Source organism: Pseudoselenomonas ruminantium (assembly GCF_900104055.1).
In the GTDB taxonomy this organism is placed as follows: Bacteria; Bacillota; Negativicutes; order Selenomonadales; family Selenomonadaceae; genus Selenomonas_A; species Selenomonas_A ruminantium_C.
The window spans coordinates 93,649-109,165 of the sequence record NZ_FNJQ01000003.1; the positions used below are offsets into that span (position 1 = coordinate 93,649).

Consider the following 15,517-nt stretch of genomic DNA (forward strand, 5'->3'; position numbering starts at 1 on the left):
CATCACGCTGCACGCTCCTTTTTGCTCTATTAACCCTTTCATCATATATAACCATTCCTGTACTTTCGTTTTGGCATTTTAGGTAAAAAAAATACAGGCTTGTGCCTGTATATAGGATACCGTTATCAATTTTTATCTATAATGCGCACCTGCCCCAACCCATGGGATGTCCAGCGACCTACCCCTGCAAATTCCGCATAAGCGGCAAGTACGGCCAAGATCCCCTTGTATGTATCCGAGAGATTATTCACCCCATAGGTGAACCTGCCTACAAAACATCTGGCGCTGCGCTGGGGAGATAGCTTAATCCAACAACTTTTCCCCTGCCAGGACAGTGGAAGAATAGCGGAGGCCGCTTCAGCTACTAACGTCCTCGATATATCCCCAGGCATCCTTAGCGCCGCCCACTTATCTGCCAATGAGCCGAATACATACTCTGGCAAGGGCCAGGGAAAATCATTTTTGCCTGACCTGAAGGTAGTAGCAGATTGAAAATCCATCGTTATAGATGATGGCAGAGCGCAGGAGAAGCACTCTGCCATCATTTCTGTTGGTTCTACTACTCCAGAATACTCACATAGTTCCGGGTCTGCATATACACGTTCCACATCCAGCTGCAGATTTCCTAAATAAATCTTATAACCTGGCTGCAAACTCAGAAATGCCTGCAAAACCTCATCACTCAATGCAGTCACACGCCATCTTAGCAGCTGTCCCTCCTTGATATACAGCCGATTGTTAGTTGCGCTTATTTTTCCGTAGAATGCCAACTCTGCAGCGGTAAAAGGCTTGATTAACATTTGATTATGGATGTAGTCAGCCATTACTGGCGAGTAATCTTTTAATATTTTGAAACACAAGCCATGCATCTGCTGGCCATGATACAATGGCAAGCTGTCAGTGTTTAAAGCTCTCAGCTCATATACTATAGCACCAATCATTGCAATTAACCATTCTCCATCTTATTTTTTGGCAGCCAATTTACTGCCCTTATTTGAACTTGCTGTAACTAAGCATTCCCAATGCTCTAGCGAATTAAAAATCATTGAGCGCACCTCATCGACAGAGGTAACATCTTCTGTATTGGCATGATTGATTTGGTTGCGCTCCACACGAATGTTAAAATATTCCTTTAGACATACCAGCATTTCTTTATAATGATAGTTACTTTTGAGATAATACTTGCTATATAGGGATTCATAGCGAGCGGAGTGCTTGTTCCATTTATCATCCAAAACACTCAAAAATTCATTGCGCACATCTTCGGCCATTTTCCCTTCACCATATTCCTCGTTAGGGATTGCAAACAAGTCATAGATTTGTTGCTCTTGCAGTTCGGCTATTCTATTGACAATGTTTTCCAAAGCGATGTCATAGCAAAAATCATGAATGGACTTCTTTCTCTTTGTATTACGTTGGCCTTCATGGTGAATAGCCCGCAGGGCTTTCCCCAACATCGCATATTTCTCTTCAAAGTCCTCAAATGTTAACATTCTGCTTTTTAATAGAATGAAATCGTAATCTGCCTTTTTCAACGCATCGCAAAACGAAACCACCTGAGGATACTTAGAGCTTTTCAAGTCTTCTGTATCTTTGTTTCCAGAATTAAATGCTAGAATATCTGCTTTTATGAATTCTGCTAAGGTCAAATGATCAGCATCATTTTTCGAATATTTACTGTCTGTATAAGTAGCAATGAAATACTGCTGCCATGAACGTCCCTGCTTCCTGCCTTCTTTCTCGCAGTATAGTAAAACTCTGGGACTATCCGTGTAAGCTATTTTTTTATTTACCAAATACGACGGCAGCCACTCTGTACAAAGTGTCATAGCCTGTTGCAGAAAGCCCTTGTTGGTACACCAGCGGATAATATCAAATTCCGTGGCTTCCCCCTGAATCAGCGGCCCGTATTCATTTTGGAGAGTGGTAATGATACTGGCAAAGAGATTTTCCTGTAGTGTATCTCCATGATTTTCTTGGAAATCCTTCAAGTAGACGTTCAGTGTCTTCAGCTCATCCTTAATGAGACTTGTCCTGCACATCTTGATGGCATCAGAGAAACGTTGCATGGCTTTCAGCAAATTGCCGAGTGCCTCTGTTTTCGGTGCTGTCCTGAAGTATTCCTGCAGGCCCTCCACACTACCGAATTTGACGAATTCATCTGCACCGTTAATCAGGTTGAACAGCCCCAAGAGCGAGGTGGCATCAAAAACAGTCTGCCTTTCCGGGTCAGAATAGAGAACTTTGCCTAGCTCGATGCCGTTATACTGCAAAAGTTGCATTATCGTCAGCATTATCACGGAGTTATATCGGAATCCCCCTGTCATATCAGCATAGAGCCTTACCCTGGCATTGGGATGCTCCTGGGCATAGGCCATTATCTGCCCCGCAATCTTTGTGACATTTCGCAAGGATTCGTCGATATTGTCCAAGCCGTCATAATATCCTATGCTGTGCAGTTTATCGGCCAAGCGCTCATCAGCCTCTATGAGCCGCTTCTTGAGGAAATTTATATGGGTGAGCATCCCATACTTCTCAGTCTTTGGAGCATCATAAGTCTCCACCTTTTCACTGGACACCAAAAATACGGCATCTAAAGGATTGTCTCCCAACTCGCGCTGTATCGCGATGATGGCAGATTCATTGGTCTGTATAGCCTTATAAGGCTTCCCCCCCACTCCCCAGTAGCGTATCGGCTTATCTATGCTCCTTTGCTGCACCAGGCTGACGAAGGCCAGCATGATATTATAAACAGGCTTATTCGACATATATTGTCCCCCCTGCTATTTGCAGCTATACTTTCCTGGCTGTCGGCAGTACCCAGCGATATTGGAACGGCTTTTCCGGATCATTAATACTCATGGCAGTGGTTTTATTTTCCCAATCAGGACGCGTGGTGTTCTTCCAGTCCAACATATGCGAAAGTTCGCCTTGAGCAATCTGATAACGGTGATAATCCTCTTTGGACAAGCCAGACTTCAGTTTTTCTTCAAATTCTGCCACATACTTGGAAAAATCTGCTGATGTTTCAGCGGTATGCCACTGCCCGCTATCATCAAAAAGCTGCTTGTAATAGGAATCCCCATCCAGTTTCAACATAGCTTCCACACGGATGCTACCAAGGCCTATAGATTTCCCCTGTCCAATTTTGAAGCAAATATCCTTATCTTTCTGAGCAAACTCAAAAACTTTCAACAACGCTCCCAACTCATCCCTGCTGAGTCGCTCAAAGCGTATCCTGCTTTTGAATACCTGACCGGACTTTACCGGGTGTATAGGATGGGGGCACATCGTACTATCTTTCTGCTCCTGGTTTTTCCATGACATTCTCTTATGCCAGTACATCTTATATCCGCGTATGCGGGCACCATTAGAATCCCAATGCATGATTTGCGTGGGATCATCCTGCTTCAGATAAAGCTGGAAAGATGTGGGTTTAGGATTACTGAGGATCCGAGCATAGGCAAGATTTTCCTGAGCAGCCCTGCCGCTGGTGCAGACAGCATTCTCAAAAGAAAGCCTGCTTCCCCATAGCTCCTTACGGCCAAAAATAGCATCGGTATAGTCGATAGTATCTGTCTGCAAGCCTTTTGGCACCGCCATGCCAATGGACTGCCTATAAGGTATGCGATAAAACCTGCCATAACCGAAATGTCCTATATGTCCATTCTCTTCCATGAAGAAGCAGGGAGCAACGAAGTCAATTTCGGAATCCCCTGTAAAATCAACAGCCTCACCATTTCTCTTGCAATATGGAGATGTAAATATATCTACACCTTTGCGCGTCTCATCCGTTTTATAAGCTTCAACCACCTCCTGCTCCACCAAAACTTTTTGTGACCAGTTTGGCAGTTCATGGATAGTATAATGACTTTTCGGATTCCGCCCCCCTTTCATAGGCCCCGTATAAGTAGTCACACCGCTATTTTCCCAATATATGCTGGGAGATTTTGCATTAACCTCTGCTGCCCTGCCTTTCATCTCCTTTACGATGGTATATACCATGTAATATTGGTTTTCAACCTTGTTGTGAATCAAAAAGCCTGCCTGCACATTCTCTTTCTTTACGCGAGATGTATATGCCTGGCGGAGATAGCATTTTTTTACGTCTCCCCCCTTCTTTGCAGCCATTGCACGGAAATACAAATGCTTGTCATTGAAGTCGGAATCTTCCTTATCGCTGCGCATGGCACCACAGGTCACTATCTTAAAGATATTCTTTACCATGCCGCGGATAGAGCTGCCCGGGATGACAGGAACTCCATTAGGACTGAAAAACTCACTGCCACCGTTGCCCACGAAAATGCTTGTCATGGTTTTGATGGAAAGGCAAATGTAACCGCTTAATTTCCCATTTGCCAATACATGGCTGCGGTAGTTCTCTTGCCGCTCCTCATCAGATTCTGCCCCGCCGTCAAAGGGCGCAGGCAATACCTTTGGCGGCAGGGATACGAAGTTATATGTGGCTGTTGCTTGCCTGGGCATCACCTTGCATCTCCTTTCACGAAAACCGGCAATATTGCCTTAAACCTGTAGTCCACATACCCTGCCTGGGCAGTCTTCTCATTTATTCCTACATAACTACGGGTTTCTAATGCATAGTATTCTGCATCTTCATCTACTACCGGGAGCAGCATTTGCAGCTTGCGGTCACTGTCAACCAGTCTCATGAAACCTTCCGCACACTCCTGAGACTCTGTTTTCCTTCCCCAAAATCTGGAGGCAGAATCTATATACTCAGACTCCGCTCCTTCGCCATCTTTGCGGTAACGGCCTTGAAAGCTGCCTCCCTGCTTCAACAGGTGAAGTTCTTCATTGTCATTGAACCCCCGCACTTCCAGCAGCAATCCATCCCGTGGGACTGCCTTTGAAAAATGCAGCTGACCGCTTTCCCATTTTCCCCAACTAATGGCATCAATCTGCCAAAGGACAAAGAATCCCGTTTGAAAATCCAATTCCTGCAATTTTACCTGCAAGGCAGCTATGCTAGCAGGAATGGCTATATCTTTTATGAGGCTCTTGCCGGCTTTGATCTCCGTAGGCTTCAAAAGCGCTTCACGATTCATGCCCCTGCCTCCTTCATATTTATGAACGCATCGACAAATTCCTGCAACTTCCCAGCCTCTTCCGGCTGGATACTTGAGCCAGACAGGCGTGAGAATGGCTTACCTTTATAGTATAGTTTTGCCTCCAGACCACGCAGTCTGCCATAACCTATAGCTTTGCCGCTGCCAATGGCAATCCTTCCCAACCAGGCATCCTTGAGCAGCAACAATGCCAGACCTATTTCCCAAGGCTGGGCATGATGGATTTCCCAGTGCATGGCGAGGGCACACTTATCCATATCCTTTTGCCAGACAGGCATCGAGGTAAACAGAGCTGAATCTATGGTGCCGCCTGTGAAGCGGTCTACTCTTATGCGTGTCTGCTGATAAGGCTGCACAGCATCGCTCAAGCGGATTTCATCCACCAAAAAGCGGCTGCGGGATTTTTTGGAAAGATGCTCCCGCATTTTCTGTGGGTCAGGCCCCATAAGGGATTCCAGCATATCCGTATTCTTTCCCAGGGATTGGAGTATGTACTCACATCGATGACGCAGCACTCCCTTAATACTGGAGCCAGGCACACACCAGTTCCCATCGCTGTCGCGCATCATAATGGCATCAATTTTGCCATTCTCTTCCTCGCCGACGACCAGATGGGACTTATCGCTGTCACGAACCATAAGCCCCCCTTCCAGCAGAAAGTCTGCATCTACTACAAAACTGTCTGCAGAATAGGCATGTTCAGAAGTATTTCTTTTGAAAGTTTTGTGTTGCCTAGGTGGCCTGTCCATAAAATAGGCTGCCGTATCATCTGCATTTTGGAAGTCATACACATCTGTAGTTATATTCTCCAGAACGACCTTGCCAAAACCAATGGCTGTACGCGCTCCCAAATGAAACCCATCTGCTAGATGGTGCCCCAACCGCATAAGAGTGCTTTCCAGCAAGTCTCTGTCATTTTCATGGATATTTCGCAGAATAATTTCTGCCATAAAGGTGCCATGGGCTCCCTGATCGATGACCTCATAATCGAACTTGCCATGCTTGATACCAGTCCCCGTCAGTCCATCCAGATTGACGCTATCACGATGGACAAGAGCAACGTCGCTGAGCTTGATGTCATGGATGATGGTGGAGCTTTGCAGTTCCATTTCATAGGCGGAGGGCTGCTCCAAATCAGTACCGAAAAGCAGTGCCGCTGCCCGGGGATTCTCCGTCTCAACATATTGGCGCAACACACCTGCCAGAGAGGTGCCGGGGATAAAGGCATCGCCATTCTTATCCTTCATAATCTGAATATCTATCTGATTGCCTTCCTCATGACCTCCCATACCTATCAGCAGCGGGGCCTTCAGCACTAGATTTCCCTCTATGCAGAGCTTGCCACGAATGCTTTCCTTATTCATCATCCCACCACCTTTCCAGCTTCTCGGCTTTACGACCATTGCGGAAGAACCAATGCCAATATTCATAGAAGAGCTTGTCATTCGTTTTCAATTCTTCCAAAGACAGCTTGTCATCGATGTCTGCCAGAACCTCGTGGATCTTCGGTGACAGCACACTTTGCCAATCATGCTTTTGATTATTGTAAGGCATTTGCGCAAGGGGAGCATTTTCCAGCAGTTCGCCCAGGCTTGTCCCGCTGACCTCTACTTTGCGCAGCATCCGGGTCAAGGGCGTACTCTCACCACCTTTTTCTGCCTCCAGGCTATTTTGCATATTACTGCGGCAGTAGGCACTCTTTTCGTCCAACATACTATCCAAACGTGCGAAGAGGTGATTGGCATCCTGTGGAAAATATTTTCTTGCCTGTTCCACATCTTCTGCGGCAAAAAGTCTGACAGCTTCCCGCATCTTCTTTTTCACAATCTCCTGGGCATACTTGCTTACTTGACTTGATTTGACAGCCTGTCGTGCCGGTCTTACCTTGTCTGGCGTTTTGGCATATTTCAACTTGGGGCACTGCCATACACGAACCTGCCCATATCCTTCCTCAGTACGGAGTCCGATACCCTCGTAGCAGAGCCGGATCAGATGCTTCCAGTCTTCATCGTTCCAATCATCTTCCTTCTGAATAATGAAGATAGTACCTGCAGCCAAAGCATTCAGCCTTGGACACTTCATCCCCCAGACGCCCACAAAGCTGTCAACTTTTTCAGCCTTGGAAAATATCTTCCGTTTCCCGCTCTGAATATGGAACGCCTCTCTTTGGCAGCACTCATTCATTGCCCTGGCGAATTCGTTCAATCCTTCTTGGGCATCATTGGATAGACCAGCAAGCAGCAGGGGCGTTTCCAGGCGCAGGCAGACACTTCTGCCCTCTGCCTTCTGCGCCACAGGTAAATCCTCTATCTCGCCTAACTCAATACTGCAACTGCCATACTGCGTGTATTGGGAACGACCTACATGAGCCAGCCATACATTCTCCTGTAGCACCTTCATCAGCTTTTCCAGCGCTTCCTGATTGCCAAAGATATATCCTTCAAAGGACTGGCCAGGTGCTATTGATTCGTAATTATAGATGCCACCCTTGATGGAACGTCCGGCCAGACGTTCTTTGCCATCCTGGCTGCCACTATCACTACGGCTCATATGCAGGGTGATGTTTTTCTGTATTTCCGTGGAGTAAATTTTTCCCTGCTCAATGGAGCCAAAGCCCCTAAGAGGCTTGTAGTTTGCCTCTGAATCCTGCTGCAGCAGGTCAATGATGCTGTTTCCATCCTTGATTTTTTGCAAAGATAACGGCATGACCATGCTCCTGCATCCTGTAGTTTGGTTTACAGGATAGGCATCTACAAAGCGAAGCTTTTGGAAAAACAACTCTACAAAATCCGCATTCTCATGAGCTTTCTTTCCTAAGCCCGCCTTCTGGATATAGCGTCCTGCCAGTATTCCCCGCAGGACATTACCAGAGAAATAATCATAGGTGGCGGTCATAACGTCGGTATTGCCCCTGGTGGAAAGAATAACCGGCGAAACCGTTTTGATTTTAATGGCCATCTGCCTCATTTACTCTTTCCCTCCTTGAACACATCCCTTATCAAGGGAGTACGTATATCTTTGTCACCTTGCAACATAAGACAGTCAATACATCCAAAGCCACGAGTTCGCTTAACTCCCGCATGGGTCAGATTCTTAAAAGCCAACGCCAATAATTTGAAATGACGCTCTGTACCGCCGAGAATCTCTATTCTCCCCTCAAAGTTCAGCCCCGCTTCCACTACACGCATATTATGGAGAGATCCATCTGCCGCCGTACCAGTCATCCTGTCCAATCTCGTTTGATAGCGCAGAGATGTATACTGTTCCAATACATCATTAGCGGTAAAAATCTCAGGATAGGCACTCTGCAAATACTGCCAATCATCCTTCATCTCTTCATAGCCAACAAGATATAAGTTCGGTATGATAAGCCGGGCCTCCCCCTGACTGCCGTGGTGGAAAAGAGCCTCCAGCTCCCGCCGTAGTTCTGCACCGTTTCCCATTGGTGTATTCATTTCGGTCACTTCCAGGGCGCTCTCATACAAAAGCCCCTTCAGTCTTTTGGCAGGGAAATAAGGCAGCCCCACCTCATCATGGACAACCTCTGCATCCACGTTCACATCAGCCTGACCAGAGCCCAGATGCAACGGTGACAGGGTATGCACCCTTAGGGTAAAGGAATCATAGGTAATTTTCCCCATTTTAGCTTCGTTATCCTTCTCCTTGTTGCTACGCTTCAACGATGGTTCAGATACAGAATTTTCCTTTTTCTTTTCATGTGCATGTTGGGCTGCATTTTGCGCCTTGACTATGCGTTTTTGTTTTTCCTGCTCCCGCTGTTCCTTTTTGCTTACCTTTTTCTTATCCTTCCCTGCCACTATTCTCCACCTCCCTGAATAAACAGAAATCCAGCATCTCAATCATATCCAAATATGGTGTACGGTTCTCTGCCCATAGTTCCTTCTCGTAGGTTTTCCATGCTTCCACAGCAGGGAGGCGCATTTTGCTGTTCGGATTGTTGCGTATCAGATAATCAAGCTGCTGCTTGAACTGAACCTGCTCGTGCCTGCCTGCGGCCAGGACTCTGCGCATTTCTTTCAACTTGCTCATGGGCATCTTGTGCGGACCAAAATGTACCTCCTGCATCGCCAGCAACAGATTATCAAGTGCTTCCGGCATATCCCCGGAAGCATCTACCCGATAAGGGCCAAAGTGCATATTGCGCCCCAACACATCATGATATTCCTGCTTACGAATTTGTGACAGCTGAGGAGCTTGCTCCCCGTGAAGAATAGTAAAATCCAGCCAGCAGGAGGGAGCATCATCCTGACGCATGCGTTTCTTTGCCTCACTGCACAACTGCTCGGTCATCTCATAACCTCTAAAGAATGGGTAGGAAGTAGGAAGAATAGCAATACCTCCACAGCTGCATATCCCATTTTCCTTCAGTTCTCTCATAACAAAAGCTGTAAATTGCAGGGCAAGCTTCGCATGGCAGACAAAAGTCATATCATCGCCACCCAAAATCAAAGGACGAACAGGCAGCAAAGTTTCACCATCTGGACGCACAATCTTCTTTAGGAAGTGCCAATCATCATAGCATGACAAGATATCATCCACCAAGGCATTGAACGCACAGATAGTTTTCTTGCGAATCGAGATGGAAAGGTTTTTCCGTTGCGTAAGGGTACTGCATTCACGGAACTGCTTGCCCATATTATTGCCATCTATGTGGACAACAGCCAGATAATCTTCTGTCTCCTTCTGACCCAGCTCGTCAAACTTCATAGGGAACGCCCATCCTCTCAGATAGTCATCCCTATCTTCTTCAGCAACAACGCTGCGTAGTTTGTCCAACAGCTCTTTCTCTGCTGGTGCTTCCCGTTCAGCAGTTTTCCTGTCAGCCAAAATTTTCGTCTCTATCTCCCAGGAATAGAACCGATTATCCTCTTTATCATAAACATTTGCAGTCTCACCATTGCTTGCACAGGACAAAGTCAGTCCTGTATACGGCAGAGATACCTCAGGAAACACAGTATTCTGTGCATTCTTCAATTCTTCGTGCAACAAATCCAGACCTGTCTTACCATCTGCATTGCCCAAGAAATTCCCATTCTTATCCAGAGAGATATTGCCAATGGCTGCACCGGTTTTCAATCCAGGGTACTCCACCAAAGCAATTTTCGTAAACGTGCTGACCACATCCCGCAACTTCTGTGTCTCTATCTCCGGACGGAACAGCAAAAGCGCATTACCACCGCCGATATACCCCACACGACATGCAGTATACATTGACTCCCAATCCGGTTCTGCCACCTTAAGCCAGGTTTCTTCATCGATAGAGCCTGCGCCACATACCTCTTCCACTGCACGAATCAAAGCATCAGCAAAAAGATTCTCCACCAAATAGGAGGCACCAATGTTCGTTTTAAGCTGATTCCCGGAGAAAATATATTGCTGGATTGACCGTGTATCCAAAAGTATCGCCTTAAAATCCATATCTTTCCTCCCACCACTCAACTATAATAAATCTTCAAAATTTACTGTCCTATATTTAATTAAGAATCTTCGACCTCTTTCAGCTAAATCCTGCCATCTGTGCCTGATATGACCACCTTTTGCCATTGTATAGGTAATCCCCACTCTAGCTCTATCAGTCAAACCATTTCACAAAATATTCCCCATCTTTATCAAAAACAAAGGATAAGTTCAATCTTTGAAGAATATTCTTCAGGAGGCGAGACAAGTGAAGTATATTATCTGCTATGATATCAAAGAAGACAAAATCCGCAGCCATGTAGTCAAATACCTAGAGGACCGAGCTTTTCGCATTCAGTTCAGTGTATTCTCCTGTAAATGTGATAACAAAGAAATCAAGAATATCTGGCAGGAACTGAAACAGATAACAGACGGCGCCACCAATCCACTCCTGATGATTATTCCTGTATGCAAAGCCTGCGAAAAAGATATTCTGATGCACGGCCGACCACTAGAGGAAGACCGTCCTATTATTGTCGTGTAAACGCTATGGCATCCTCAAACCATTCGTGATATAATGCCGGCAGGATAATATTCCTCAACAGAAGAATCAACAAAAAACTGAAAACCTCCCCTACCTGTTCGCAAGCCCCATTCTACCGTCGAGGTTTTCAGTTTTTTCCGTGGACACGCTGAAGGCTTATTATACAAGAACTGAGAGGCAAAAATTATGGATTTTCAAAACAAAAACTTTGACAGTAAGCAGGATTTTAACCAAAAATGGCGAAGGTTTTCAAAAATAGGGTTGAGAGGCCAGGCCACACAAGGCTCCTGAGCATCGCCGTCGACAGTACCCTACTACCGCTTGCGGTATCGTAACCTGCAAGGGTATCTGCTTCGTAGTACTTTCTCATGGTCGACAGTACCCTACTACCGCTTGCGGTATCGTAACTTCCTTCTTGACGTCCTGAGTGAATTCACTCATCGTCGACAGTACCCTACTACCGCTTGCGGTATCGTAACAGGTTCTCCTTCAGCATAGTTGGTATGTTTCCTTGTCGACAGTACCCTACTACCGCTTGCGGTATCGTAACTGTGGATGCTTGTGCTACAATTTTAAAATTTGCTGTCGACAGTCCCCTACTACCGCTTGCGGTATCGTAACGTCTCTACTTTAGTAGATGACGGACCACCATTGTTCGTCGACAGTCCCCTACTACTGCTTGCGGTATCGTAACACGTTTGCCATAGTGATCAATCTCCTTTCAAATCGACAGTAGCCTATTAGCGCTTACGATATCCCCTAAGAAACAAAACTCTACATACCTTAAGGATGATATGCCATGGGTGTGCTTTATTTACTATCCAAAGGAGCAACTGTCCGCAAAGATGGCGGCAGGCTTGTAATTGAAAAAGAAAACCGGCTGGTTGGACGTATGCCCATCCGCTCGCTGACTTCAATAGTCGTAGGACCGGCGGCCAATATTTCTACGCCGGCTGTTTTTGCATGTCTGGAAAATAACATCCCCATTTTCTTCTTAAATAAGAAATGGCAGCTTCTAGGCCAGTTAGCCAATGAACATGCTTCTGTTGCCGTCATTAGGCAACAATTTGCCTGCCTGGAAGATTATGATATGTCCATGCAGTTAGCAAAATCGGTTGTCAGCGAAAAGATAAGGAATCAATATCGTCTTTTGAAGAGCTACACCCGTTCAAGCCAAAATTCTGCACTAACTAAGGCGCTGAAGATGCTGAAGGCCGAAAGGAGTAAAGTGGACACGGCAGATTCTGCTGACAGCCTGCGTGGCATCGAGGGAAACTGTGCCCAAAATTACTTTGCCGGTTTCGGCGCACTCCTCGACAACAGGACATGGCATTTCAAGGGACGTACCCGGCCGGCCACTGACCCGGCCAACGCCCTGCTTAACTTTGGCTATGCCTTTCTGGAACGTGAAGTACGCATAGCTGTCATTGCCCAAGGACTTGACACCCGCATAGGCTTTCTGCACAGCAACAATGATCGCAAGGACAGCCTGGTCTTCGACCTTATGGAACTGTTCCGTCAGCCGGTGATTGACCGCTTTGTGCTGAATCTGTTGCGGCTGCAGGTATATAAACCTCAGGATTTTGCCAAAGATGATGAAGATATCTGCCTTCTCAGCGACGAAGCCCGCAATGCCTGGTATCAAAAATACGAAGACTATATGGAAAAGACTTATCAGGAATACGATGGCCTATCGCCACGCCAGCTGATACAGAAACGGGTGGAAGCATTCCGTCAGGAGCTCCTGTATCCCACTAAACACGATAAAAAAAAACAGTAATCTCCCCACAGGTCTAACCGACCTATATTTTTTTTCCAAAAATGCCAAAAACCTTTCTTAAGCGCGGTTTTATCTATTAGAAGGACAAACAACCGCTCGATAAAAGAAAGGAGCCGTCATCATGGCTTACAAAGTAAACCTCCACATCACCCAGAAATGCAACTACGCTTGCAAATACTGCTTCGCCCACTTCGACCACCACAACGACCTGACCTTGGGCCAGTGGAAACATATCATTGACAACCTTAAAACCAGCGGCCTCGTAGATGCCATCAATTTCGCCGGCGGTGAGCCGGTTCTGCACCGCGACTTCGCAGCAATCGTCAACTACGCCTACGATCAGGGCTTCAAGCTCTCCATTATCACCAATGGTTCCCTGATGCTGAATCCCAAACTCATGCCCCCGGAACTCTTCGCAAAATTCGATACCCTGGGAATCTCCGTTGACAGCATCAATCCCAAAACGCTCATAGCACTTGGCGCCTGCAACAACTCCCAGGAAGTATTATCCTACGACAAGCTGTCGCATCTGATAACACTTGCCCGTTCCGTCAATCCGACCATCCGCATCAAACTGAATACGGTCATCACCAATCTCAACGCGGACGAAGACCTCACCATCATTGGCCAGGAACTCGACATCGCCCGCTGGAAAATGCTCCGAATGAAGCTTTTCATCCACGAAGGCTTCAACAATGCACCGCTATTAGTCAGCCAGGCTGACTTCGATGGCTTCGTTGAACGACATGCCGAAGTATCCCACGATATCGTCCCCGAAAACGACCTGACCAGATCCTATATCATGGTGGACAATCAGGGCCGGTTACTGGATGACGAAACCGAAGAATACAAAGTGGTCGGTAGCCTGCTTGCGGAAGACTTCGGCACCGTATTCGATCGTTACCACTTTGACGAAGCTACCTACGCCAGTCGCTATGCAGGTTAACAGCATTAATTATTGCTGTTATTCCCTAACGACTTGGCTACTCCAATATAAAACTTGGTAAACCAGCCAATCCCTTCGGACATCTGAAAGAACCGGCAGCAGCAATATGTGTTTCATTGCTGAAATGTTGCCAGGAAACCATCGAGACCAAAGATATTATTCACGCTGCCGCCAAAATTATTCCCAAACATTAAGATTGCTATGATATAATTTGAATCAGAAGTGATGGCTATAGTTCAGTTCCACTGACTGATAAAAACTGAAAACCTCCCCCACATGCCCGCGAGGCCCATTCTACCGTTGAGGTTTTCAGTTTTTCCGTGGACACGTGTAAGCCTTGATTTACAAGGGATAGAAGCAAAAATACCGCTTGCGGTATCGTAACGATCTACGTAAATCCGTAGGCTGAACTGTTTTATTCGACAGTACCCTAATACCGCTTACGGTATAATCTTATACCTTGGTTTACAACATTTTTTACACACTTCAATTTCATATTTTCATCATGCAGACCAGCCGGGTCTGTATTTTTTTCATAAGGAATGCCAAATATACATCATCCACCTGGTTATATATAGTGAAAGCTGGATAATAATGCTATTGTAACGAAAGGAGCTTATCATGGATAATCAGGAACTCCAATATGCGGGCTGTCATTTCGATGTTGTTTTCACCGCATATTCCCTTGCCTATATGCAGTCAGAAAGCATTCCTCAGACAGAAGCTCTGCAAATTATTGCCAAATCCCTGCCCATGTTCTTCAATTCCTACTCCGGCAAAGACCATTTTCTTCTCAGCAATAAAAGTGACCTAGGCATCACGTGCAAATGCAGTTATACAAAAGGAAAAATTTTCACTATTAATATCAACTTTGTATTCAGACTTTCCTCAGAAGACTTATTTTTTTCCTATAACGACCAAAAAGTTCACCTTTTCTATGCACCAGGTCACTTTGCATCTTTTCCCGGAGGAACTCAGCCACAGCGCCCGCGAAAAGAAAGTTCCTTATTTAAGAAGTACAAAAAAAAGAAAAAATATCCCCGCGTTGTCTGCGAAGCATCCATAAAAATGGATACCAAGCCCAGAAAATGCATTCCTGCCGATGGTTTCGTTACCGTACTTTCCTTCCTAGATAAGCTTATAGGCAAGAAGGATAACGACGATCTCATACTAACAGATATCATCACACTTGCCCTTAGTCACTATATGCTGGATGATGTACTACAACTTGAAATAATCGCAGCTCCTATTGCAGTCCATCGGATATGATGCTTACACCCTGAGTCACAGGTCAATATGACCTGTATTTTCCCCAAAAATGCCAAAAACAAAACTGAAAGTTCATACCTACGAAATCATGTTTTGCGACAACTATAATTTGGCCAAAAATTTTATTTGTTTTCATAAATTTATCCCAACCGCTGTCCCCTAGTCTTAGCTATAGAAACGGTGGTTGGGATAAACTTTTCTCTACATTAACTCGCAAGTTATCACTTTTAGACAATACTCAGAGCATTTACCTTTATACATATCACCTTAAAATTCTTCTGACCGCCATAAGACAGGAATGGCATCGGCCTCATGATGTCCCATATATACCGCCGGCTCGATCAACATCGGACTTCCCTGGCCATCCGGCATGACATTGCCACTCCACAGATCACCATGGAACAGCGAAGGAAAGGTCGGCTCAATGATATCCCCATCCACCTCTTAAACAAACGTCAGTTCCTATAGCTGCC

General features: G+C 45.8%; 13 protein-coding genes and 1 CRISPR repeat array. Of the genes, 4 read left to right on the forward strand and 9 right to left on the reverse strand.

The genetic code is table 11. From position 1 onward, the window contains the following. Positions 1–125: 125 nt before the first annotated feature. The 8 genes from cas6 to BLQ59_RS02310 form a co-directional block, all read right to left on the reverse strand. Entirely contained in the window at positions 126–941 is an 816-nt protein-coding gene (cas6, locus tag BLQ59_RS02275; RefSeq protein ID WP_074571306.1) for a CRISPR system precrRNA processing endoribonuclease RAMP protein Cas6, read from the reverse strand. A gap of 21 nt (positions 942–962) precedes the next feature. Further along, on the reverse strand, positions 963–2,768 hold the full coding sequence (locus BLQ59_RS02280) for a TM1812 family CRISPR-associated protein (protein ID WP_074571307.1): 1,806 nt from the start codon (positions 2,766–2,768) through the stop codon (positions 963–965). A gap of 25 nt (positions 2,769–2,793) precedes the next feature. Continuing rightward, positions 2,794–4,362 carry a TIGR03986 family type III CRISPR-associated RAMP protein gene (locus BLQ59_RS02285; protein WP_256324579.1) on the reverse strand — a complete coding sequence of 523 codons (1,569 nt, stop codon included), beginning with the start codon at positions 4,360–4,362 and terminating at the stop codon, positions 2,794–2,796. Between the two features lie 122 nt (positions 4,363–4,484). Beyond that, positions 4,485–5,066, reverse strand: a complete 582-nt coding sequence (gene csx19 / locus BLQ59_RS02290; RefSeq protein ID WP_074571309.1) for a type III-D CRISPR-associated protein Csx19 — start codon at positions 5,064–5,066, stop codon at positions 4,485–4,487. Then, positions 5,063–6,454 (reverse strand): RAMP superfamily CRISPR-associated protein, encoded by a 1,392-nt coding sequence (locus BLQ59_RS02295; protein WP_074571310.1) that lies wholly within the window; start codon positions 6,452–6,454, stop codon positions 5,063–5,065. The genes csx19 and BLQ59_RS02295 overlap by 4 nt, the downstream gene beginning before the upstream one ends. Then, complete coding sequence (locus tag BLQ59_RS02300; RefSeq protein WP_218122853.1) at positions 6,444–8,045, reverse strand: hypothetical protein; 1,602 nt, start codon at positions 8,043–8,045, stop codon at positions 6,444–6,446. The genes BLQ59_RS02295 and BLQ59_RS02300 overlap by 11 nt, the downstream gene beginning before the upstream one ends. 5 nt (positions 8,046–8,050) lie before the next feature. Next, complete coding sequence (locus BLQ59_RS02305) at positions 8,051–8,905, reverse strand: RAMP superfamily CRISPR-associated protein (RefSeq protein WP_074571312.1); 855 nt, start codon at positions 8,903–8,905, stop codon at positions 8,051–8,053. Continuing rightward, the gene (locus tag BLQ59_RS02310; protein WP_074571313.1) at positions 8,889–10,526 is read right to left on the reverse strand and encodes a Cas10/Cmr2 second palm domain-containing protein; all 1,638 of its coding nucleotides are present in this window, start codon (positions 10,524–10,526) and stop codon (positions 8,889–8,891) included. Before BLQ59_RS02310 ends, BLQ59_RS02305 begins: the two co-directional genes overlap by 17 nt. A gap of 247 nt (positions 10,527–10,773) precedes the next feature. On the opposite strand from BLQ59_RS02310, the gene cas2 reads away from it, so the two are divergent. The 4 genes from cas2 to BLQ59_RS02330 all read left to right on the forward strand — a co-directional run bounded on the left by cas2 (position 10,774) and on the right by BLQ59_RS02330 (position 15,044). Further along, complete coding sequence (cas2, locus tag BLQ59_RS02315) at positions 10,774–11,049, forward strand: CRISPR-associated endonuclease Cas2 (protein WP_074571314.1); 276 nt, start codon at positions 10,774–10,776, stop codon at positions 11,047–11,049. A gap of 299 nt (positions 11,050–11,348) precedes the next feature. Next, positions 11,349–11,743: direct repeats of the CRISPR family, unit length 37 nt; unit sequence GTCGACAGTACCCTACTACCGCTTGCGGTATCGTAAC. Positions 11,744–11,848: 105 nt separating this feature from the next. Then, complete coding sequence (gene cas1 / locus BLQ59_RS02320; RefSeq protein WP_074571315.1) at positions 11,849–12,829, forward strand: CRISPR-associated endonuclease Cas1; 981 nt, start codon at positions 11,849–11,851, stop codon at positions 12,827–12,829. A 121-nt stretch (positions 12,830–12,950) separates the two neighbouring features. Next, positions 12,951–13,775, forward strand: coding sequence for a viperin family antiviral radical SAM protein (locus tag BLQ59_RS02325; protein ID WP_074571316.1), 825 nt, complete (start codon positions 12,951–12,953; stop codon positions 13,773–13,775). A 621-nt stretch (positions 13,776–14,396) separates the two neighbouring features. Further along, positions 14,397–15,044 carry a hypothetical protein gene (locus BLQ59_RS02330; RefSeq protein WP_074571317.1) on the forward strand — a complete coding sequence of 216 codons (648 nt, stop codon included), beginning with the start codon at positions 14,397–14,399 and terminating at the stop codon, positions 15,042–15,044. Positions 15,045–15,311: 267 nt separating this feature from the next. Here BLQ59_RS02330 and BLQ59_RS02335 read toward each other — a convergent pair whose 3' ends face one another. Further along, positions 15,312–15,485: a fructosamine kinase family protein gene (locus BLQ59_RS02335; protein WP_081342412.1), complete on the reverse strand. Its 174-nt coding sequence runs from the start codon at positions 15,483–15,485 to the stop codon at positions 15,312–15,314. Positions 15,486–15,517 lie beyond the last annotated feature (32 nt).